This is a genomic window from Kribbella sp. NBC_00359, assembly GCF_036097425.1.
Classification (GTDB): Bacteria; Actinomycetota; Actinomycetes; order Propionibacteriales; family Kribbellaceae; genus Kribbella.
On the sequence record NZ_CP107975.1, the window covers coordinates 4,798,723 to 4,820,038 of the forward strand.

Below are 21,316 nucleotides of genomic sequence, written 5' to 3' on the forward strand. Positions count from 1 at the left end.
CGGATTTCTCCGGGGTCCTCGCTTTGCGTAGCCGCCCGATGTCAGGCGTTGGGGCGCTTACCGTGGTTCGCGCCCTTCTTCTTGCGTGCGCGGCGCTTGCGGCCGGTCTTGCCCATTTCTAAGCCTCCTTGAAACAACTGCAAAGAGTCACAGTCTCTCATACCATGGCGGGCTCTTCCTCCCGTGCGGCGGGTCACGGGTCTGGCTTACAGTGTTTCGGCGCGGCCACAATGAGAAAAATACTGATCAGTCAGCGATGTGCTGTCTGCCCCCCTACGCCCCGGTCCCCCCTCGGGACGTAAGACTGCAACCGCTGGACGGAGGTGCGACATGTTCGCCGACGGCTGGGACTGGTAGTCCGATGGAGTCCGTCCGGGTAGCGTTGCGCGCGTGAACCGGCGGGTGCTGCTTCGGCTCGTGGTGGTCGTCGCGACTGCCACGGCTGCGGTCATTCTCGGAATCGCCGCAGCGCACGCGACGTTTGACGCGCCCACCGTCTGCCTCGGACTGTTGATGCTGGCCGGAACAGTGCTCCGGCCCAGAGTGGGACAGATCTATCGGACCTCGCTCGACTATGTGGTTGTCATCGCGCTCTACCTGTTGTCCGGAGTGGCGTCGGCAATCCTGGTCGGCGCGGTCGGTGCCCTGTCCCAGGACCGGCGCCACCCGCTGGTCAAGAAGGTGTTCAACGGCGCACAGTCGGTGATCTGTGCGGCGGCCGGCGGCTTGGTCTTCCACTTCGCCGGAGGTCCGACGGGTGTCGCCGTACTGCGCAACCCGTGGGACGCGATCTGGACCACCACCGCGGCCAATCTGGCCTGGCTGATCATCAACGCGTTGCTGCTGTGCGTGGTGCTGTCGCTCGAACCGGGTGATCCGACCCCGCTCGCTTTCCTGCGGAAGGTCGCGTTGCCGACGTTGCCGTCCCTGCTCGGCTACGGCCTGCTCGGCCTGCTGCTCGCGGTCGCCTGGCTGTCCGGTCTGAGTTTTCTCTCGATCGTGCTCATCTTCGTGCCGCTGTACGTCAGCCGTTGGGCGCTCACGCAGTACGAGGCCGAGCGACGGGCACAGGCTGCGACCATGCGGGCCTTCATCCAGGTGATCGAGACCAAGGACCTCTACACCCGGGGACATTCCGAACGGGTCAGCGAGGGCGTGGGCATGCTCGGCCGCCAGTTGGGGCTGGCCGACGACCGGCAGACGGCCCTCGAGCATGCAGGCCTCCTGCACGACGTCGGCAAGGTCGGTGTGCCGACCAGCATCATCCAGAAGTCCGGCCGGCTGGACGATTCGGAGATGGACGCGATCAGGCTGCACCCGGCCCGCGGGGTCGAGCTGATCGGCAACATCCCGTTCCTCGAAGAGGTCAAGTCCGCCGTGCTGCACCATCACGAGAAGTACGACGGCTCCGGCTACCCCGCCGGGCTCAGTGGTGAGAACATTCCGTACTTCGCCCGGATCATCGGCATCGTGGATGCCTTCGACTCCCTGACGTCGACGCGTTCCTATCGTCCGGCGCGGGGCGTCGAGGAGACGCTTGCCATCCTCGTCCAGGATCGGTTCAGCCACTTCGATCCCCGCTTGGTGGACGCGTTCGTCGAAGTGATCCGGAAGGACGGCTGGACGACGGCGGCCGACCAGCCGGCGCCGGACGGCACGGTCCTGGCCACGATCGATCACGACGACCTCAGCCTCGGTAGTGGTGGCGGAGCGAGCGGCAGTGCGGCAGGGCCGGACTGATGGCCGCCGGGTTCACCGAAGGGCAGGAGCTGCGCCGGATGGGCAGCGGCGTGGTCATCGTGGCGGCCGGTGCGATCCTGGCCGTCATAGCGATCGTCGTGACCGCTCGCTACGGCGTCACGGAATGGGCTTACGCGCTGACCTTCGGTGCCCTGATAGCGATCGGCGAGATGGTGCAGTTCCGCGTCGATCGCATCCGCAACCGGGCTCCGATCGCCACCAGCGCGGCGCTCGGGTACGCGATGTTGCGCGGGCCGTCGCTCGGGCTGCCGCCGGACGTCGCCCAGGTCGTGGCGGTCACCGCTATCGCGACGGCCGCCGGGATCCTGCCGCGGGCGATCGCCGGCCTGCGGTCGGATGTCGTCGTCTCGTGCCGCCGTGGGATCTCCGTCGCCTGCGCCGCCGCGGTCTTCGCCGCCCTGACGCCTACGGATCTCATCTGGACGGGTCACTGGTCGGACGCGATCTGGATCGGCGGAGCGATGCTGGCCGCGGTCCTGAGCGCCGGCATCAGCGATGCGGTGATCGGTGCCGGACAAGCGACCGAGCGCTACAACCGGCCCTTTCCCGCGGCCTTGCGGGACGAGCTCACAGTGATGACCAGGATCGGCATGGCCATGGGCATCACGGCGATCCTGCTCGCCACCGGCACGTCGCTGATCGGCCTGTGGGCGCCGCCGGTGGTGATCGTGCCGTTGCTGCTGACGCAGTTCGCGTTCCGGCGGTTTGCTTCGGCGCAGCGGACTTATCGGACCACGGTGCGATCGATGGCTCGGAGCACGGAGATCGCCGGGTTCAGCAGTCCGGGGCAGAACGCGCGGACGGCCCAGCTGGCGGTGGCTCTGGGCAACGATCTGGGGCTGACTCTGGCGCGGATGGAGGCGTTGGAGTATGCGGCGTTGCTGTCGGGGGTGGGGCAGTTGGCGTTGGCGGATCCCAGTCCTGGTGGGGCTTCGTTGTTGCGGACCCGGGAGGAGCGGCAGCGGGCGGCGGCGATCGGAGCTGCGGTGATCGAGCGGTCGGGGGCGCTGGATCATGTGGCGGAGATCGTGCGGCACTCCAACGATCCGTACCGGCACGGGCGGGCGAACAACTCCGACATCCCGGTCGAGAGCGGGATCGTGAACGTCGCCCTGGCCTACGAACAGCTGGTGGGGGAGGGGGCCGGACAGTCGCCGGACAAGGCGATGGAGTCGATCGGCCTGGGAATCGGTGCGGAGTACGACCCGGTCGTGGTCGAGTCACTCCGGCGCGTGATCGGCCGCGGCTTCCGCTTCTGAGGACAGGCGCAGCAGCGCCGGAGTGCCGGCGCAGGGTTCCAACTCGTCCCACACTGGCGCGGTCTCGGCCGGGACCCGGCCCGATCCGCCCATCCCGGCGTACAGGAGCAATCCGGCCCCGGCCGCGATCAGTACGTCGCCTGGGCTGACCGCCTGACCGAGTCCCGGGAGAGCCACTGGTACGACGTCTCCCAGCCAAGGCAACCGGGTTGCGGCGTCGGACAGCTCATGTCGCGGATCGCCCAGGACAGCATCGCCCACGCCCGCGCGGGACAGGGCGGCGAGCGATACCGGCATGGCGCCGTTCAGAGCCACTATCAAGGCGTTGGAGAAGAACCCCAGCGCCAGCAGGCCGACGCCGGGGTGGCGGAGGTTCAGCCGCAGGAAGACCGCGATGCAGACCGCGGACCCGATCAGTCCGACCGGGTACGCCGTACCTCCGAAGAGCGAGCCGAGGAGTTGGCCGATGGCGGCCGCGGCCAGCCAGTGCACGCCGGTCAGGGAGTTGGCGGCCAGTCGCCCGAACCGTCCACCGGTGGCGAGTGCCGCGGCGGCGGCGAGCACCATGACGAGGAGGACCAGCAACACCCTGGCGATTCTGCCGGGCCGGCGGCCCGAATCCGGGCAAGCTGACCCCGCAGCGTGTCGACATGGCGGCAAAAAGTGACGGCGGCACTTCACCAGAAGGGCCGCCGTCACTCATGACTACGACTTGGCTGTCGCCGCGCCGCCCTCGTCGAGGATCTCCGGCAGGTCCTGCACTCCCGGGTCGCCCTTGTCCGCGACGTAGTCCGTGTGGTGCGTGCTGTCGACGCCGTCCGGCAGCTTGAGCGCCCGGAACACCACCGTCAGAACGATCACCACGATCAGGTTGAGCACGAAGGCCGTCAGCGCGATGTAGGCCTGCGTGTGGGTGAACGGGATGTTCGTCACCGAGCCGCCGAAGTGCTTCTTCGTCGCCGGGTTGACCACGTTGTAGGCCTCGAGCGTCCCGAACACCATCGCGACCGCCCAGCCGGCCAGCAGCGCCCAGCGGTGGAACCACCGGGTGTACAGGCCGACCACGATGGCCGGGAAGGTCTGCAGGATCCAGATCCCGCCCAGCAACTGCAGGTTCAGCGCGATCGTCTTGTCCATCCCGAGCACGAACACCAGCGCGCCCACCTTCACCAGCAGCGACGCGAGCTTGGAGACCTTGGCCTCCTGGGCCGGCGTCGCGGATGGCTTGATGAAGTCGCGGTAGATGTTGCGGGTGAACAGGTTCGCCGCCGCGATCGACATGATCGCCGCCGGCACCAGCGCGCCCACCGCGATCGCCGCGAACGCGATCCCGGCGAACCAGGACGGGAACTCCTGGTCGAACAGCCGCGGGATCGCCAGCTGCGGGTTCGTCAGCCCGTCCAGGCCCTTCACGTTCACGTTCGCCTTGATCGCCATAAAGCCGAGCAACGCGAGCAGGCCGAGCAGCAACGAGTACGCCGGCAGGATCGCCGCGTTCCGCCGGACGATGTTGCGGTTCTTCGTGGACAGCACCGCGGTCACCGAGTGCGGGTACATGAACAGCGCCATCGCCGAACCCAGCGCCAGCGTCCAGTACGCCGAGAAGCCCGCCGGGCCGGGAATGAAGGCGCCGACCGGCTTACCGGTGGCCGGGTTGGTTGTGGTCAGTTTCTTCTCCGCGGCGCCGAAGATCGCGTCCCACCCGCCGAGCACGTGCGGCAGGTAGAAGATCGCCACCGCGATCACCAGGTAGATCAGGCCGTCCTTGACGAACGCGATCATCGCCGGCGCCCGCAGGCCGGAGGAGTAGGTGTACGCCGCCAGCACTGCGAACGCGATCAGCAACGGCACGTCCTTGGCCAGCGTGTTGTTGCCGCCGAGCCCCATCGTCTCGAACACGGCCTGCATACCGACCAACTGGAGGGCGATGTAGGGCATGGTGGCGAGGATCCCGGTGACCGCCACCGCCAGTGACAGCGCCTTGCTGCCGTACCGGCCGCCGACGAAGTCCGCCGGGGTCACGTAGCCGTTGCGGTGGGACACCGACCACAGCCGGGACATGAAGATGAAGATGATCGGGTAGACCACGATCGTGTACGGCACCGCGAAGAACCCGGTGATCGCACCGGTCGCGAACATCGCGGCCGGTACGGCGATGAACGTGTACGCCGTGTAGAGGTCGCCACCGAGCAGGAACCAGGTGATGAAGGTCCCGAACCCGCGACCGCCCAGACCCCACTCGTCCAGGTTGTCGAGCCGTCCCTCGCTGCGCCAGCGCGCAGCCATGAAGCCCATCACGGTGACGGCGCCGAAGATCACCACGACGATGATCAGCTGCACCCAGTCGACACTCGTGTTCACTGGTCCGCCTCCTTCGCCGTGGCCGGACGCTCAGGGTCACCAAGCCCCTGAGCGGCCCGCCGCTTGCGCTCCTCGGTGCTCACCAGGCGGTAGCAGATGCTCACCAGGATCGCGGACAGGAAGACCCAGAGAAGCTGGTACCAGTAGAAGAACGGGAAGCCCCACAGCCTGGGCCTGTCCTTGGCGTAGGTCGACACCAGAAGCGGTACGACGATCGCGATCGCCAGCAGAACGCCGGAGATCCAGTACGCGGGCTTGACCGCGGACAATCGGGACACTGCAAACCTCCTCGGGACACACAGCAGGCGCAACGGAGCACGCTACCGTTCGTCCGCATGACCGACTAGATCTTCAGGGTGGTTCATGGATAACGAACGCGCATGGTTCGTCCGGCGGGTCGTGCTGTCCGTGTTGTTCCTGGTGGTCGTTGCCGTGCCGCTGTATCCGGAGCTGTTCGGGCTGGACGAAGTCACGCCGTTCGCCCAGGTCGTCGCCTTCCGGCCGCAGGGACTTGCCGTGGCGCTGGTGCTGGCCCTGGTGATGCTCGTACGGCGGGGCTGGCGCCTCGCGGCAGCCCTCGTCGCCGTACTGGCCCTGACCGGAGCAGCGTTGACCGCGCCGCGACGGTTCTCGGACGCACGACCCGCACCGGCCGGGTCCCGGGTGCTGACGATCATGGTGGCCAACGTGCTCGGCGGCGCGGCGGACGCGGGTGCCGTGGCCGAGGTCATCCGGGAGCGGAAGCCCGATCTGGTTTCGTTGCCCGAGGCACAGGTCGACGTCCGTGAGGAGATCCGCGCGCAGCTGCAAGACCTGCAGTACAAGGGATATACGACGCAGCCGAGCAAGGCGGTGGAGAGTGCGACGAGTGTGCTGGTCTCGCCGTCGCTCGGTGCGGTGGCCTTCCGGGCCGAGCCGGGGACGGCCTTCGGCCACATCATCGTGACCGGCGGCGATCTCGGGGAGATCCGGCTGATCGCCTACCACGGGTTCCCGCCGCTGCCGGACGCGGTGACGACCTGGAAGCAGGACCTCCAGGTGGTCCGGCGCTGGTGCTCGGAGGATCCGCCGACGATCGTGGCCGGCGACTTCAACGCGACGCTCGATCACGCGGAGTTCCGGCACGCGCTGGGCGGCAACTGCCGGAGTGTGGCGCCGGCGGTGGGCGGTGGGCTGGTGGGGACCTGGCCGGCGGATCAACCGGCCGTCGTGCGGACCCAGATCGACCACGTGGTGGTGACCCGGCAGTTCCAGCCCGGGCGGTTCACGACATACCCGATCCCGGGCACCGATCACCGTGCGGTCGTCGCGACCGTCGCCGTACCTATGACTGCGGGTTAGTCGCGGGACGGTAGATGTAGGGCTGCGACGCCTGGACCGATTCGGTCAGCATCAGGAGCAGGTCGGCGCGGGCCTCGATCGGCCGGCCGAAGAGCTCGTCGTCGCCCGGGATCGGGAAGCCCTTCACGCCGATCGCGAGCTGGCTCAGCAGCACGTGCAGCACGCCGCGGGCGTTGAACACGGACGGTGTCGGCCACTCCGGCAGGGTCTCGTGCATCAACGGCTGCTGCGCCGCGGTCGCCGCGATCGGCTTCAGCCAGCGCTCGAGCTCGTCGCTGGACAGCATGTTCCGGTGCAGGATCGTCATCACCGCGTGCGCCACGCGGTCGTGCTCCTCGTGCACCCAGCGGTACTGCGTGTCCTTGACGATCCGGTCCGCGAGTACGTCGAGCAGAGCGCGGAGGACCCCGGCATCGCAGTGCCGGGAGCGGGCCAGCGCACCGATCGCATCGGCGCCGTGGGCAACGGCGTGCGCCCAGCCGCAGTCCGGCACGAACCCGCGCAGGTCGCGCTCCCGCAGCAGCCAGGTAGCCAGCCGGTCGCCCCACCGCATCACCACCTCGTCGTGCACCAGGAACTCGGCGTTGTCGCGGTGGATCACCTCCGCGAGCGTCAGCGCGGTGAACGAGCGGCGGAACACCGTGTCCGTGCCGTCCTCACCCAGCCCGTAGTTCAGGCCGGCGCACAGACCGTCCCCGAACCCTGGCAGGAGATCGTCGTACACCCCGCGCTCCAGCCAGGTCGCGAGCGTCGGGTAGGCCAGCGCGTCGCGGACCTGCGGGTTGGTGCTGGCGAGGCCGCGGACGAGCTCCTCGGTGAGGTCGGTCAGCGCACGGTCGCCCGGTACCGCGTAGTCCGCGGCCATCACGTCCTGCCAGTACGTCGACTCCACCCGAGCATCCTTTCATCCGGCCCTGATCAATCAACACCTACATACACCTACTTGTCGAGCGGACCACCGCAGGTACTGGTATAAGCCATCGGTAGCATCGAACCGTGCCGTCTCTGACCGACGTGGCCCGTAACCACACGACCCTCGACCAGGCCGACCTGGATCGCCTGCAGCTGCTCGTCTCCGACTGGCAGATGCTGGCCGACCTGTCGTTCGCCGACCTGGTGCTCTGGCTGCCCGACACCGAGGGGCTCGGCTTCTGGGCCGGGGCGCAGATGCGGCCCACCACCGGGCCGACGGCGTACCTGGACGACATCGTCGGCAGCTTCATCCCCCGCGGCCGCCGGCACCTGCTCGACCAGGCGTACGACGGCGGCCGGATCTGTCGCGAGGGCGACCCGGAGTGGCGCGACGACGTCCCCGTCCGCGTCGAGACGATCCCGGTACGCCGCGGCACGCGCGTGATCGCGGTGATCGCGCGCAACACCAACCTGCTCGGCGTCCGGACGCCGTCGCGGCTGGAGATCGCCTACCTGCAGAGCGCGACCGACCTGGCCCGGATGATCACCGACGGCATCTTCCCGTACGGCGGGGAGCGGCTGCTGTCCACCACCCCACGCGTGGGTGACGGGTGCATCCGCGTCGATCGGCACGGGATGGTGACGTTCGCCAGCCCGAACGCGTTGTCGGCGTACCGGCGGATGGGACTCGTCACCGACCTGGTGGGGAGCCGGCTGAAGGACGTCACCGGTGAGCTGCTGCACAGCGGGCACAAGGTGGACGATGTGCTGGCCTCGGTGCTGACCGGGCGGGCGGCCAAGGAGATCGAGATCGAGAACGCCGACGCCACGCTGTTCCTGCGCGCGATCCCGCTGCGCGCGGACGGGCAGCACGTGGGGGCGCTGATCCTGCTCCGGGACGTGACGGAGCTGCGGAGCCGGGAGCGGGAACTGGTCACCAAGGAGGCGACCATCCGGGAGATTCATCATCGCGTCAAGAACAACTTGCAGACCGTCGCCGCGTTACTCCGGATGCAGGGACGGCGGATCACCGTGCCGGAAGGCCAGGCCGCGTTGGCCGAGGCGGTCCGGCGGGTCGGGTCGATCGCGATCGTCCACGAGACGCTGTCGGAGTCCTTCGACGAGCATGTGGACTTCGACGACGTCGCGGACCGGATCGCGCTGATGGTGGCCGATGTGTCGACCGTCAACACCTCCGTCGAGACCAAGCGGAGTGGGAGCTTCGGGGTACTGGACTCCGAGATCGCGACCCCGTTGGCGATGGTGCTCACGGAGCTCATGCAGAACTCGGTGGAACATGCGTTCGGTACGCGCGAGGGCGGTGAAGCGAGCGGCACGATCGAGCTCGCCGCGGATCGCTCGGTCGGCCGGCTACACGTCACCGTGGTGGACGACGGCCAGGGCCTGCCGGCGAACTTCGATTCGGAGCTGTCCGGGAACCTCGGCCTGTCCATCGTCCGTACGCTCGTCATCGGCGAGCTGGACGGCACCCTGCAGTTCGGGCCCCGCCATGACGGCGAAGCCGGCACCCAGGTCACCCTGGACCTGCCGGTCAAGGAGTAGCCGGAAAGCGAAAGGCCCCGCGGGCTGATCCGCGGGGCCTCGGAGAATGTGGTCAGGCGGTGCGGATGCGGGCGCGAGCGTTGCGGCGCTTGAGGGCGCGGCGCTCGTCCTCGCTCAGGCCACCCCAGACACCGTGGTCCTGGCCGGCTTCCAGCGCCCAGGCGAGGCACTGCTCACGCACGTCGCAGCGACGGCACACCTGCTTGGCCTCCTCGATCTGCATGATCGCGGGCCCGGTGTTGCCGATGGGGAAGAACAGTTCCGGGTCCTCGTCGAGGCATACGGCCCGGTGGCGCCAATCCATGGCGGATCCCATCTCTCTCAGTAGTTGTCGTAGCCTGTCGGGTAGGTCTGTGCCCGATCAGCGGTGCTGTACTCGTGATTCGTCTCGCACGGGGGGTTCGTGCGCGAAGCGTGTTGTGAACGTTTTCACGAACGAGACCATGTTCCCAATCTCAGCTGGGTGAAACAAGGGTTCTGGAGTTGTCGATCAGATCACAACACTTCCTTAACACTACGAACCGGCGCACAGCGGTTCTCCCCATCCGAATAGCGGACAGAGGGCTCCGGCTGCGATCACCCGTTCACTGCAGGTAACCGTTCCAACCACCTTTTGGTTACGCACAACCTCGAATCCCTTGTGGGGCCTGGGTTCCGCGACCGGTCGGGCTCGCGGAAAGAGCAGGTGGTCGTCCCTTGCGCCCGAAGTGCATCCCGGCAGGGGGCACTAAGCTGGCGAAGTGCCGACCGACTCCCCAGCTGCCGCCGTACCGAGACCGCTCAAAGTAGCCGCGGCCGTGGTCGCTGCGGAAGGGCTTGTGCTCATCGTTTTGGGAATTGCCGAAGCATTTACCCTCGATCGATCCCGTTTGGTGCTCGGTCTGACCACCGCCGCGTTCTTCGTCGCGTACGGCGCCGGCCTCGGACTCGTCGCCCGTGGGCTGTCCCGGGCCTCGACCTGGAGCCGGGGTCCGACCGTGTTCGCCCAGCTGATCCAGCTCCTGGTCGCCTACAGCTTCTGGGGCGGGGCCACCAAGGCCGTCTCGATCGCGCTCGCGGTCGCGTCCGTCGGCGTCCTGATCTGCATCTTCCAGAAGGTCTCCACCGAGGCCCTGGCCGACAACCCGACCAAGGACCACCCGGTCCTCTAGGCGCCTACTCCTTCAGGAGCCCGGTGCGCAGCTCGGTCAGCGTGCGGGCCAGCAGCCGGGAGACGTGCATCTGCGAGATCCCGATCTCCTCGGCGATCTGGGACTGCGTCATGCCGCGGAAGAAGCGCAGCGTCAGGATCCGCTTCTCCCGGGTGTCCAGCTGGGCCAGCAGCGGCTTCAGGGACTCCCGGTACTCCACGCTCTCCAACGCCTCGTCCTCGCCGCCGAGTCCGTCCAGGACCGTGGTCGCGTCGGCCTCGTTCTGATCCGGGGCGTCCAGGGACAACGTGTTGTAGGCGTTGGCGGACTCGAGTCCCTCGATCACCAGATCCGGTGAGAGGCCCAGGCGGTCGGACAGCTCGGCCACCGTCGGCGCCCGGCCGAGCTCCTGGGTCAGCTCGGCCGTCGCCGCGGTCAGCGACAACCGCAGCTCCTGCAGCCGCCGCGGCACCCGGATCGCCCAGCCCTTGTCCCGGAAGTACCGCTTGATCTCACCCAGGATCGTCGGCGTCGCGTACGTCGAGAACTCGACGCCACGGTCGGAGTCGAAGCGATCGATCGCTTTGATCAGACCGATGGTGGCCACCTGGACGAGGTCGTCGTACGGCTCGCCGCGGTTGCGGAAGCGGCGCGCCAGGTGCTCGACCAGCGGCATGTGCAGCGCCACGAGGCCGTCCCGGGCCGCCGTGTGCCGCGGATCGCCCGCGCCGGTGGCAGCCATCACCGAGAACAGTGCGGCCGTCCGGGTACGCAGATCTGGGGTTTCCTGGGGCTCGCCCAGGGTTCGGTCGTCGGTCACGCCTTCTCCGTGGCGGTGGCGGTTGCCGTCACGGTGATGGTGAGCCGGCCCTCGATGGTTTCGGCGACCGCCGACTCGACCAGCGCGGTCAGCACGGTCCAGCCGAACGAGCTGGTGTCCGGCCGCCAGCCGTTCGGTACGACGGCGCTCGTGCGCACGGTCAGCTGCGGCGGCTCGATCTCGAACACGCACTCCAGCACGCCGTCCGAGGCCTGCGGCAGCAGCAGCGCGCAGGCCTCGTCGACGGCGATCCGCAGGTCGTCGATCGCGTCCAGGGTGAAGTCGTTGCGAGCAGCCAGGTTCCCGACCACCGACCGCGGTACGGCGATGTAGGCGCTGTCCGCCGGGATGCTCAGGCGGACCTCGGCGGAACGTCCGGTGCTGCTCACACTGCCTCCCTCGAGTCGGTCGGCCGATCGGCCGACCCGCCGTACATCTTCCACTCTTCCCCGCTTCGATGCACGGTGAACGGTACTCAGGGGTGTTCGTGCTCTGAGCGCAACCTGGTGAGGAACGTCTTGGTGCGGGCGTGCTGCGGATTTCCGATAACGTCCTTCGGCGGACCGGACTCGACCACGACGCCGCCGTCCATGAACACGACGGTGTCGGCGACCTCGCGGGCGAACGACATCTCGTGTGTGACGACGATCATGGTCATGCCGTCGAGGGCGAGCTCCCGCATCACCGCGAGCACGTCGCCGACCAGTTCCGGGTCGAGCGCCGAGGTCGGCTCGTCGAACAGCATCAGCTTCGGCTGCATCGCGAGCGCACGGGCGATCGCGACCCGCTGTTGCTGGCCGCCGGACAGCTGCGCCGGGTAGGCGTTGCAGCGATCCGCGAGCCCGACCCGGTCGAGCAGCTTCATCGCCCGTTCCCGGGCGCTCTTCTTCGACTCGCCCCGGACCTGGGTCGGCGCCTCGATGATGTTCTGCAGCGCGGTCTTGTGCGGGAACAGGTTGAACCGCTGGAAGACCATCCCGATCTCGCGCCGCTGGGCCGCGATCTGCTTGTTCTTCAGGCGATACAGCCGCCCGCCGCGGTCGGCGTACCCCATCAGGTCGCCGTCCACCCAGATCCGGCCGCCGTCGATCGTCTCGAGCTGGTTGATGCAGCGCAGGAACGTCGTCTTGCCCGATCCCGACGGGCCGAGCAGGCAGACCACCTGACCGCGATCGACGTCGAGGTCGATGCCCTTCAGCACCTCGACGTGGTGGAAGGACTTGGTCACGTTCACCGCGTGCACGAGCGGCTGGGTCAGGGACTCGACCGGCTCAGCGGCCGCTGCGGCGGTCATCACACACCTCCCGCGCCGGCCGGGCGAGTGGCCCGCGGCGCCTTGTTCCCGAAGCCCCGGCCGAAGTGCCGCTCGAGGAAGTACTGCCCGACCATCAGCACACTCGTCGCGGCCAGGTAGTAGAGCGTCGCCGCGACCGCGATCGGGAACGTCTTGTAGTACGTGCTCCCGATCGACTGCAGCTGGTAGAACAACTCGCCGAGGACCGGAACCGCCAGCAACAGCGAGGTGTCCTTCAGCATCGCGATCGTCTCGTTCCCGGTCGGCGGCACGATCACCCGCATCGCCTGGGGGAGCACGACGCGTCGCATCACCTTGCCGCTGCCCATCCCGAGCGCCTCGGCCGCCTCGGCCTGGCCCTTGTCGACGCTGAGGATGCCGGCCCGGGCGATCTCGGCCATGTACGCCGCCTCCGACAGCCCGAGCCCGATCACACCGGCGACCAGACCGGTGAAGATCTCGTTCGCGTCCAGGGTGTAGAACCGCCAGTCGCCGGACAGTCCCAGCCACTCGATGATCTTCCAGTCGAAGGGCACCCCGAAGGAGACACCCTGCTGGAACAGGATGCCCAGCGTGCCCATCGTGAACAGCAGGATGTAGCGCGGGATGCTCCGGAAGAACCAGGTGAACACCCAAGCCACGCCGGCCAGGATCGGGTTGTCGGACAGCCGCATCACGGCCAGGATGACGCCGCCGATCACGCCGACGATCATCGACAGCACCGTGACCAGCAGGGTGCCCTTGATGAAGCCGTTGATCACCGGCTGCTGGCTCATCGCCTGGAAGACGAAGCTCCAGTCGAACGCCTTGTTGGTCACCAGCAGGTGCACCAGCATCGCGAACAGGACGGCGATGACCGCGATCGCGACCCAGCGGCCGGGATGCCGGACCGGTACGGCGTCGATCCGGCCCGGCCGGTCGGCATCCGACGCGGCCGGGCGGGCTTCGGTGTCAGTTGTCATGCTCAGCTCACGGGTTCACGGCGAAGTCGGTGATCGCACCCGAGTCGTTGTTCCACTTGGCCAGCGCGGACTTGTACGAGCCATCGGCGTTCATCGCCTTCAGCGCCTCGACCATCGCCTGCGCGAACGCGGTCTGCGCCTTCGGGACCACGTAGCCGTACGGCGCGGCGTCGTAGATCTCGCCGAGCTTCTCGAGCTGACCGTTGGTCTGGCTGATCGCGTACAGCACGACGGGGGAGTCGGCGAGCATCGCGTCGGCCTTGCCGCCGACCAGGTCCGCGGTCGCCTGGTCCTGCTTCTCCCGGACGACGAGCTTGATCTCCGGCTTGCCGGCGGCCTTGCACTTGGCCTGCCGCTTCGGGATGTCGTCCTCGAGTTGCGTCGTACCCTTCTGCACCGCGACGGTCTTGCCGCACGCGTCGTCGGGGTTGACGCCCTTCGGGTTGCCCTTCGCGGTGGCCCACAGCGTGCCGGCGTTGAAGTAGCTGACCATGTTGACCTGCTGCTTGCGCTTGTCGTTGATCGTGAACGACGAGACGCCGACGTCGTACTTGCCGCCCTGGACACCGGTGATGATGGTGTCGAACCCGGCCGGCTGCCAGTCGACCGTGACACCGAACTTCTGCGCCACCGCGTTGAACAGGTCCACGTCCATGCCGACGACGGTCTTGCCGCCCTGGAGGAACTCGTTCGGCGGGTAGCTGGCGTCGACGCCGACGACGATCTTGCCGGCACTCTTGATCTTCGGCGGCAGGGACCCGCTCAGGTCCGGGCCGCCACTGGAGGGCGCACTCGACGGGGCGCTGGTCGGCGCACTGGTCGAACCGCCTTCGAGCGAGTTCGAACCGCAGCCGGCCGCGGCCAGAACCAGGACGCCGGACAACACGAGCGTCCTCCGCAGGACAGACATCTAGCCCTCCAAACCTGGGCACCGGCAGGCCCGGCGCCATGTGTCCGCATCTTGACACAGCCGCAGGCGTGGGACGCACGGACCAACCCGGAATGGAGACCGATTCGTAGTCGTCGCGTGCGGCCCGTCGATCACCCGGGCACGCAGCGTGACGACGTACGGCGTCTCAGCTCGGCTCGACGTGGGTCGGGTCCAGCACCCGGCGGAGGAACGTGCGGGTGCGCTCCTCCCGCGGATTGCCGATCACGTCGGCGGGCGAGCCCTGCTCGACGATCACGCCGCCGTCCATGAAGACGACCCGATCGGCGGCCTCGCGGGCGAACGCCATCTCGTGGGTGACGACGAGCATGGTCATCCCGTCGAGGGCCAGTTTGCGCATCACGGTCAGCACGTCGCCGACGAGTTCCGGGTCGAGGGCCGAGGTCGGCTCGTCGAACAGCATCAGCGCCGGGTCCATCGACAGCGCACGGGCGATCGCGACCCGTTGCTGCTGGCCGCCGGACAGTTGGTCCGGATACGCCTGCACCTTCTCGGTCAGGCCGACCCGTTCCAGGTTGGCCCGGGCGATCCGGTCCGCGTCGGCCTGGCTGCGCTTCAGCACAGTCCGCTGGGCGACCGTGCAGTTGCCCAGCACGGACAGATGCGGGAACAGGTTGAACTGCTGGAACACCATCCCGATCTGCTGCCGGGCCGCGTCCAGGTGACAGTCCGGGTCGGTGATGTCCTCACCGCGGACGATCACCTCCCCTTGCTGCGGCTGCTCGAGCAGGTTCACGCAACGCAGCAGCGTCGACTTGCCCGAACCGGACGGCCCGATCACGCAGACCACCTCGCCCTGCTCGACGGTGAAGTCGATCCCACGCAGGACGTGGTTGCTGCCGAAGGACTTGTGCAGGTTCCTGATCTCGACCAGTGCCATCAGCGTGTCCTCGCCGTCCGCGCCTCGAGCCGGCGGACCAGGAGGCCCAGCGGCAGGGTGATCACCAGGTAGCAGAAGCCGGCGGTGACGATCGGGGTCAGGTTGGAGTAGGTGTTCGCCAGGTCCCGGCCGAATCCGGTCAGCTCGTACCCGTCGGCGGCGACGCCGATCATGAACACCAGCGAGGAGTCCTTCACCAGCAGGATCAGGTCGTTGGTCAACGGAGGCAGCACGATCCGGAACGCCTGTGGCAGCACGATCTTGCGGGTCGCCAGCCCGGCCGGCATGCCGAGCGACCGGGCCGCTTCGACCTGGCCCCTCGGGACGGCCTGGATACCGGCCCGGATCACCTCGGCCATGTACGCCGAGGCGACGATGCCGAGCGCCAGCCAGACCACGCCGTACGGGTCCCAGGGGATCGTCATGCCCTCGAACGCCAGCGGCAGCAGGCTGAACGCGATGAACACCACGATCGCCGGCAGACCCCGGAAGAACTCGATGTAGGCGGTGGCGATCCACCGGTACGGACCGACCTGGCTGAGCCTCATCAGCGCCAGCACGGTGCCGCCGACGAGGCCGATCACGAACGCGCCCGCGGTGTACTCCAGGGTCTTGACCAGGGCGGTGAGCAGGCCGTCCTCGAACGCCGACTTGATGAACTCCGGCTTGAAGAAGACGCTGCCGATCTGGGCCCAGTCGGCGCTGAACGCGGCGACCAGGACCAGGGCAACGAGGATCGCGTACTGGATCCAGCGGGAGCGCTGAGCCCGCCGCCGCGGGCTCAGTCCCTTCCGCTCAACGGTTTCGATGGTGGTGGTCACTTCGCCGGCTCAACCCCGAACCACTTCTTGTAGATCTCGTTGTACTTGCCGTCCGACTTCGCGGCGGTCAGCAGGCCGTTGAACTTCTCCACCAGCTTCGGTCCGCTGCCGTCCTTGAGGGCGGCGAAGCCGTACTGCTCACCGGTGTTGAACTCGGCCACCACGGCCATGTCCGAGTTGTCCTTGACGAAGTCGTAGAGCACGCCGTTGTCGTTGATCGCGGCGTCGACCCGGCCGGACTTGACGTTGTTCTCCTGCAGGGCCAGGTCGTTGAACGGGATCACCGTGTAGCCGTTCGCCGGCGCGTTCTCGTCGGCGTACTTCTTGCCGGTGGTGTCGGCCTGGGCACCGACCTTCTTGCCGCGCAGGTCGGCCAGGGTCTTGATGCCGGAGTCCTTCTTCGCCATCAGCACCTGGGTGGCGTCCATGTACGGCGAGGTGATGCTGATCGCGGCCTGCCGTTCGGGCGTGATCGTCATCGCGCCCATGCCCATGTCGCACTTCTTCGCCTTGAACGCGGCGCCGGACGTCACCTGCGCCCACTCGATGTTGACCACGTCCTGCTCGACGCCGAGGTCCTTGGCGACCAGGTCGAGCAGGTCCACGTCGAAGCCGACGACCTTGGTGCCGTCCTTGTACTGGAACGGCTTGTACGGCAGGTGGGTGCAGACGGTCAGCTTGCCGGACTTCACCAGGGTGATACCGGCCGCGGCGGCCTTGTCGCCGGACCCTCCGCCGGCCTTGTCGGAACTGCCGCACGCGGTGAGCGCGAGTGCGAGGGCGGCAACCGTGGCGGTGGTCATCGACAGGCGGCGCCCGCGCAGGGTGGAGACGATGTTCATCGCGAATTCTCCTCGACATGGTTGGGGGGAATCCGAATCCTGACACAACAGAGAGTCCGCGGTCGGCCACGGACCGGGAGCGAGACGGGATCGTCACCCGGTGTGGGACCCCTCACAGCAGACCAGTTACCCCTGTGGTTTACTCGTACGCACGGGCGATCCCCTGCTGTCGAACACTTCCTCCCAAGTTTTCCGAAAGGGCTCTGATGGTCGCCCAGCCATTTTCACCTGAGGTTTCCGACCCGTTCGCGGGTGACGCCGTCTTCGAGCTGCACCGCGGCGGGAAGATCGAGGTGACGTCCTCGGTCCACGTCCGCGACGCCGACGACCTGTCGAAGGCCTACACGCCGGGCGTCGCCCGGGTCTGCACCGCGATCGCCGAGGACCCGTCCCTGGTACGCCGCTACACCTGGAAGTCCAACGTGGTCGCGGTCGTCACCGACGGCACCGCCGTCCTCGGCCTCGGCGACATCGGGCCGGCCGCGTCGCTGCCGGTGATGGAGGGCAAGGCCCTGCTGTTCAAGGAGTTCGGCGGCGTCGACTCGGTGCCGATCGCGCTGGACTGCACCGACGTGGACGAGTTCGTCGAGACCGTCGCCCGGATGGCTCCGACGTTCGGCGGCATCAACCTGGAGGACATCTCCGCACCCCGCTGCTTCGAGATCGAGCGGCGGCTGAAGGAGCGGCTGGACATCCCGGTCTTCCACGACGACCAGCACGGCACGGCCGTCGTCGTACTCGCGGCGCTGCGGAACGCGCTCCGGGTCACCGGGAAGTCCATCTCCGACATCCGCGTGGTGATCTCCGGCGCCGGTGCGGCCGGGGTCGCGTGTGCCCGGATCCTTCTGCAGGCAGGGGTCGGGGACCTGGCCGTCGTCGACAGCAAGGGTGTGCTGCACGAGGATCGCGCCGATCTGAACCCGGTGAAGCTCTCACTGGCCCGAGACACCAACACCGGTGGGCTGTCCGGCCGGCTGGTCGACGCGCTGGAAGGTGCGGACCTCTTCCTCGGTGTGTCCGGTGGGACGGTACCCGAGGAAGCGATCGCGCGGATGGCCGACGGGGCGATGATCTTCGCGCTCGCGAACCCGAACCCCGAGGTGCACCCGGACATCGCGCACCGCCACGCCGCCGTGGTCGCGACCGGCCGCTCGGACTTCCCGAACCAGATCAACAACGTCCTGGCGTTCCCCGGCATCTTCCGCGGAGCCTTCGACGCCAACGCGTCCCGCATCACCGAGGGCATGAAACTGGCCGCGGCCGACGCGCTCGCGAGCCTGATCGCGGAAGCCGACCTGCGCCCCGACTACATCATCCCGTCGCCCTTCGACGAGCGCGTCGCGCCTGCGGTCGCAGGCGCGGTCGCTAGCGCGGCCCACACCGACGGCGTCGCCCGGGCCTGAGCCTCCGGCTGCCACGACCCGAAGCTCAGCCGCGGACGACCATGCGCTCCCACCACTGCGCTGCGCGGTTCAGGATGTCCACGTCGTGGCCGCCGGACTCGACGTACCCCGTCATCGCCAGCCGGGAGTAGACCGCTGACATCGCGCCGCGGCCGGAGCCGTCGTACCAGCCATCTCGGCGGACCTCGTCGGCACCGGTGCCGGGGAAGGTCGTCCGCTCCAGGTCGAGCCAGGGGAAGTTCGCGGGAACCGGGAGCTGGGTCGCCTCGATGAATCGGTGCGTGTACCGGATCTTCGCGTCGAGTCCGAGCCAGAACTGCCCCGGCGCGAGCACCGCACGCGGTGGAGTGCCACGCCAGTACGACGCCAGCCAGGCCGCCGAATGCGGCACCTTGACCCGGTTGTCCCGGACGGCCTTCAACGCCGTACCCAGCTGGGCGATGGCGTTCGGGGACCAGCCGTAGGTGATCAGGTACGGCTGCTCACCGGTCTCCTCGCCGGTCTCGTACATCGCGCCGTCCAGTGGGAACCCGGCCGGGGCGCCGGCATAGATGAGGTCGGGATCGATCTGTGTGGTGCCGAGCAGATGCCGGGTGCCGGACGCGGCGGCATCGTTGTACGCGGTTGTGTGGAGCCGGCCGTATCCGAAGGCGAGTGCGCGGACCGCGGCGTACTGGTCGAGTGACAGCATCGACGGTGCCCAGTGTTCGATGTCCCAGCTGCCCATGCTGCCGTCGTCGCCGGCGATGAGGTGCGGAAAGGCGCCGACATACCGGTCGTTGTGGAAACTCGAGACGGCCTCCTGGCGCGTGTACTGCAGCGCCGCAAGCCGATCCAGCATTGCCCGGGCAGCGGTGTCGGCGGCTCGGATGCGAGTCGGGTCAGCGGAGCGCTGCTCCAACTGGTCTGCGTACTTGACCAGGAGCTCGGCCCGCCCGCTCAGGGTGCGGATGTCGCCGGTGCGCAGGACGTCGTCTGGATGGGCGGCGAACAGGTCGAGGACCGCGGACAGATAGGTCTCGAGGTTGGTGCGCAGCCGCGGATCGCCTTGCAGGTAGGGGCTGCGCAGCATCTGCAGGGCGATGTCGGTGTTCATGTGACTCGGCCGCACCCGCAGGATGTAGCCGAGCAGTTCGTCGGCGGACCGGCGCTGCTGCTGGTCACCGGTCACGTCGTAGATCGCCGCCAGTGCGGCGAACGCGTGCGTCGCGCCCTCGAGGCCGGGGCTGGTGGCGACGCCGTCGGCGGTGATCTGGAGATAGGCGCCGGTGACCTGCGCGGTCGTCGTGGCCGGGGCGGGTACGGCTGGGGCGGGTACGGCTGGTCCGATCAGCAGGGCGGCGGTCACGCCGGCGGTCACCAGGGCACGGAGCATCGGTTCCTCCTCGGGAATTACGGCCAGGCCCGTTATTCTCGCGGATCAAACCACATCGCCGGTCCGTTTTCCAGGGGTACGTGCCTGTGGTGAATTCGGTAACTGACGCTGTCCGCCGACCGGACTAGGGTGGGTCGCATGCTTGCTGCCTATGCCGCCAAGTTCGACGCCGACGACCCGATCGCCGCTCTGGAGGTGGGGGAGCGCCCCGATCCGACGGTGCCCGAGGGCTGGGTGACGATCGATGTGCGGGCGACGGCGCTCAACCACCACGACCTCTGGTCGCTCAAGGGGGTCGGGCTGGCCGAGCAGAGCCTGCCGATGATCCTCGGCTGCGACGCGGCCGGGGTCGACCCGGACGGCAACGAGGTCGTCGTGCACGCGGTGATCTCGGACCCGGCCTGGAAGGGTGACGAGACGCTCGACCCGAAGCGGTCGCTGCTGAGTGAGCGCTACCAGGGCACCCTTGCGGAGAAGGTCGCCGTACCAGCGCGAAACGTCGTACCGAAGCCGGCCGGGCTGAGCTTCGAGCAGGCCGCGTGTCTGCCGACCGCGTGGCTGACGGCGTACCGGATGCTGTTCACGCAGTCGGGGCTCAAGCCGGGCGACACCGTGCTCGTGCAAGGCGCGGGCGGTGGTGTGGCGACGGCGTTGATCACGCTGGCGCGGGCCGCGGGGATGCGGGTGTGGGCGACCAGCCGGGACGAGGGGAAGCGGGCCAAGGCGCTGGAGATCGGCGCGCATGACGCGTTCGAGTCCGGGGCGCGGATGCCGGAGCGGGTCGACGCGGTGATGGAGACGGTCGGCCAGGCGACCTGGTCGCACTCGCTCAAGTCGCTCAAGCAGGGCGGCACCCTGGTGATCTCCGGCGCGACCAGCGGCCAGGCGCCGAAGTCGGCCGAGCTGAACCGGATCTTCTTCCTGCAGTTGCGGGTCCAGGGCTCGACGATGGGGACCCGGACCGAGCTGGCCGAGCTCATGCAGTTCATGGCGACCGCCGGCATCTCGCCGCACATCGACTCGATGCTCCCGCTCGCCGACGCCCGCAAGGGCTTCGCGAAGCTGAACGAGGGCGACGTCTTCGGCAAGATCGTCTTTACTGTCTGAGTGCAACCAGAGATCAGGCCGGCCGGAGTCGAGGACGCCGAAGCCGGCGCATGGTGTCATCTGCAGTGCTGGCTGGAGGCGTACGCCGATCTCGTCGATCCCGCCAAGCTGGCCGAGCGGACCGCCGACATCGACACCCGGATCGAGCGCTGGACGATCGCCGCGAAGGAAGGCCGGCCGCGGTGGGTCGCGCTGAACCCGGACCCCGAGGCGCCGGTGCGGGAGCGGGTGGTCGGATTCATCGCGATCCGGCCGACCCAGGACGAGGATGCGCCGGTCCCGATCGAGGTGCAGGCGATCTACACCCGGAAGGCCTGGTGGAGCACAGGGCTCGGCAGCCGGCTGATGGAGGTTGCCATTGGCAACGCGCCGGCCAGCCTGTGGGTGCTGGAGGGGAACGAGCGGGCCCAGGCGTTCTACCGCCGCAAGGGTTTCGTCGCCGACGGGACGGTCGCCGACGAGCCGTTCTTCGACGTCGCCGAGCTCCGGATGGTCCGCCGGGGGGCCTAGTGTCACCGGCACAGCTGTGACACAGG

23 protein-coding genes are annotated in these 21,316 nt (G+C 68.3%); 8 read left to right on the forward strand and 15 right to left on the reverse strand.

The features are described 5' to 3' along the window. Positions 1–41: 41 nt before the first annotated feature. Positions 42–116 carry a 50S ribosomal protein bL37 gene (locus OG876_RS44085; RefSeq protein WP_369759046.1) on the reverse strand — a complete coding sequence of 25 codons (75 nt, stop codon included), beginning with the start codon at positions 114–116 and terminating at the stop codon, positions 42–44. A gap of 274 nt (positions 117–390) precedes the next feature. On the opposite strand from OG876_RS44085, the gene OG876_RS23610 reads away from it, so the two are divergent. Then, entirely contained in the window at positions 391–1,740 is a 1,350-nt protein-coding gene (locus OG876_RS23610; protein WP_328518791.1) for an HD-GYP domain-containing protein, read from the forward strand. Continuing rightward, complete coding sequence (locus OG876_RS23615; protein ID WP_328518792.1) at positions 1,740–3,020, forward strand: HD-GYP domain-containing protein; 1,281 nt, start codon at positions 1,740–1,742, stop codon at positions 3,018–3,020. Before OG876_RS23610 ends, OG876_RS23615 begins: the two co-directional genes overlap by 1 nt. Here the strand turns inward: OG876_RS23615 and OG876_RS23620 are convergent. From OG876_RS23620 to OG876_RS23630, 3 genes are all read right to left on the reverse strand, one after another. Beyond that, the gene (locus OG876_RS23620; RefSeq protein ID WP_328518793.1) at positions 2,982–3,608 is read right to left on the reverse strand and encodes a DUF5317 domain-containing protein; all 627 of its coding nucleotides are present in this window, start codon (positions 3,606–3,608) and stop codon (positions 2,982–2,984) included. The genes OG876_RS23615 and OG876_RS23620 overlap by 39 nt on opposite strands. A 117-nt stretch (positions 3,609–3,725) precedes the next feature. After that, on the reverse strand, positions 3,726–5,381 hold the full coding sequence (gene mctP, locus OG876_RS23625; RefSeq protein WP_442914019.1) for a monocarboxylate uptake permease MctP: 1,656 nt from the start codon (positions 5,379–5,381) through the stop codon (positions 3,726–3,728). After that, positions 5,378–5,659 carry a DUF3311 domain-containing protein gene (locus tag OG876_RS23630; protein ID WP_328518794.1) on the reverse strand — a complete coding sequence of 94 codons (282 nt, stop codon included), beginning with the start codon at positions 5,657–5,659 and terminating at the stop codon, positions 5,378–5,380. Before OG876_RS23630 ends, mctP begins: the two co-directional genes overlap by 4 nt. Positions 5,660–5,744: 85 nt before the next feature. Here OG876_RS23630 and OG876_RS23635 point away from each other — a divergent pair, with 85 nt between their 5' ends. Further along, on the forward strand, positions 5,745–6,722 hold the full coding sequence (locus OG876_RS23635; RefSeq protein WP_328518795.1) for an endonuclease/exonuclease/phosphatase family protein: 978 nt from the start codon (positions 5,745–5,747) through the stop codon (positions 6,720–6,722). On the opposite strand, the gene OG876_RS23640 is transcribed toward OG876_RS23635, so the two are convergent. Further along, positions 6,706–7,614 carry a DUF2785 domain-containing protein gene (locus OG876_RS23640; RefSeq protein WP_328518796.1) on the reverse strand — a complete coding sequence of 303 codons (909 nt, stop codon included), beginning with the start codon at positions 7,612–7,614 and terminating at the stop codon, positions 6,706–6,708. The two genes, OG876_RS23635 and OG876_RS23640, sit on opposite strands and share 17 nt — an antisense overlap. A gap of 104 nt (positions 7,615–7,718) precedes the next feature. Between OG876_RS23640 and OG876_RS23645 the strand changes: the two genes are divergently transcribed. Continuing rightward, entirely contained in the window at positions 7,719–9,197 is a 1,479-nt protein-coding gene (locus OG876_RS23645) for a sensor histidine kinase (RefSeq protein WP_328518797.1), read from the forward strand. Between the two features lie 52 nt (positions 9,198–9,249). Here the strand turns inward: OG876_RS23645 and OG876_RS23650 are convergent, their stop codons facing one another. After that, positions 9,250–9,501 (reverse strand): WhiB family transcriptional regulator, encoded by a 252-nt coding sequence (locus tag OG876_RS23650; protein ID WP_012922773.1) that lies wholly within the window; start codon positions 9,499–9,501, stop codon positions 9,250–9,252. A 568-nt stretch (positions 9,502–10,069) separates the two neighbouring features. Here OG876_RS23650 and OG876_RS23655 point away from each other — a divergent pair. Then, a complete protein-coding gene (locus tag OG876_RS23655; RefSeq protein WP_328518798.1) occupies positions 10,070–10,348 on the forward strand; it encodes a hypothetical protein in 279 nt (92 codons plus the stop codon). Positions 10,349–10,352: 4 nt separating this feature from the next. Here OG876_RS23655 and OG876_RS23660 read toward each other — a convergent pair whose 3' ends face one another. The 8 genes from OG876_RS23660 to OG876_RS23695 form a co-directional block, all read right to left on the reverse strand. Next, the gene (locus OG876_RS23660; protein WP_328518799.1) at positions 10,353–11,147 is read right to left on the reverse strand and encodes an RNA polymerase sigma factor SigF; all 795 of its coding nucleotides are present in this window, start codon (positions 11,145–11,147) and stop codon (positions 10,353–10,355) included. Then, the gene (locus OG876_RS23665) at positions 11,144–11,536 is read right to left on the reverse strand and encodes an ATP-binding protein (protein ID WP_328518800.1); all 393 of its coding nucleotides are present in this window, start codon (positions 11,534–11,536) and stop codon (positions 11,144–11,146) included. Before OG876_RS23665 ends, OG876_RS23660 begins: the two co-directional genes overlap by 4 nt. 86 nt (positions 11,537–11,622) lie before the next feature. Continuing rightward, a complete protein-coding gene (locus OG876_RS23670) occupies positions 11,623–12,441 on the reverse strand; it encodes an amino acid ABC transporter ATP-binding protein (RefSeq protein ID WP_328518801.1) in 819 nt (272 codons plus the stop codon). Then, positions 12,441–13,403 (reverse strand): amino acid ABC transporter permease, encoded by a 963-nt coding sequence (locus OG876_RS23675; protein WP_328518802.1) that lies wholly within the window; start codon positions 13,401–13,403, stop codon positions 12,441–12,443. The genes OG876_RS23670 and OG876_RS23675 overlap by 1 nt, the downstream gene beginning before the upstream one ends. A gap of 7 nt (positions 13,404–13,410) precedes the next feature. Continuing rightward, on the reverse strand, positions 13,411–14,313 hold the full coding sequence (locus tag OG876_RS23680) for an ABC transporter substrate-binding protein (RefSeq protein WP_328518803.1): 903 nt from the start codon (positions 14,311–14,313) through the stop codon (positions 13,411–13,413). 166 nt (positions 14,314–14,479) lie between these two features. After that, the gene (locus OG876_RS23685) at positions 14,480–15,232 is read right to left on the reverse strand and encodes an amino acid ABC transporter ATP-binding protein (RefSeq protein WP_328518804.1); all 753 of its coding nucleotides are present in this window, start codon (positions 15,230–15,232) and stop codon (positions 14,480–14,482) included. Then, on the reverse strand, positions 15,232–16,053 hold the full coding sequence (locus OG876_RS23690; RefSeq protein ID WP_328518805.1) for an amino acid ABC transporter permease: 822 nt from the start codon (positions 16,051–16,053) through the stop codon (positions 15,232–15,234). Before OG876_RS23690 ends, OG876_RS23685 begins: the two co-directional genes overlap by 1 nt. Next, positions 16,050–16,895, reverse strand: a complete 846-nt coding sequence (locus tag OG876_RS23695) for an ABC transporter substrate-binding protein (protein WP_328518806.1) — start codon at positions 16,893–16,895, stop codon at positions 16,050–16,052. The genes OG876_RS23690 and OG876_RS23695 overlap by 4 nt, the downstream gene beginning before the upstream one ends. A 206-nt stretch (positions 16,896–17,101) precedes the next feature. On the opposite strand from OG876_RS23695, the gene OG876_RS23700 reads away from it, so the two are divergent. Continuing rightward, on the forward strand, positions 17,102–18,298 hold the full coding sequence (locus tag OG876_RS23700; protein ID WP_328518807.1) for an NAD(P)-dependent malic enzyme: 1,197 nt from the start codon (positions 17,102–17,104) through the stop codon (positions 18,296–18,298). A 25-nt stretch (positions 18,299–18,323) separates the two neighbouring features. Here the strand turns inward: OG876_RS23700 and OG876_RS23705 are convergent, their stop codons facing one another. Next, positions 18,324–19,673 carry a hypothetical protein gene (locus OG876_RS23705; protein ID WP_328518808.1) on the reverse strand — a complete coding sequence of 450 codons (1,350 nt, stop codon included), beginning with the start codon at positions 19,671–19,673 and terminating at the stop codon, positions 18,324–18,326. Between the two features lie 138 nt (positions 19,674–19,811). Here OG876_RS23705 and OG876_RS23710 point away from each other — a divergent pair, with 138 nt between their 5' ends. Together OG876_RS23710 and OG876_RS23715 are read left to right on the forward strand one after the other, a co-directional pair. Then, positions 19,812–20,780 carry a zinc-binding dehydrogenase gene (locus tag OG876_RS23710; RefSeq protein WP_328518809.1) on the forward strand — a complete coding sequence of 323 codons (969 nt, stop codon included), beginning with the start codon at positions 19,812–19,814 and terminating at the stop codon, positions 20,778–20,780. Next, positions 20,781–21,290: a GNAT family N-acetyltransferase gene (locus OG876_RS23715; RefSeq protein ID WP_328518810.1), complete on the forward strand. Its 510-nt coding sequence runs from the start codon at positions 20,781–20,783 to the stop codon at positions 21,288–21,290. It abuts the gene before it with no gap. The last annotated feature ends 26 nt before the right edge of the window (positions 21,291–21,316 follow it).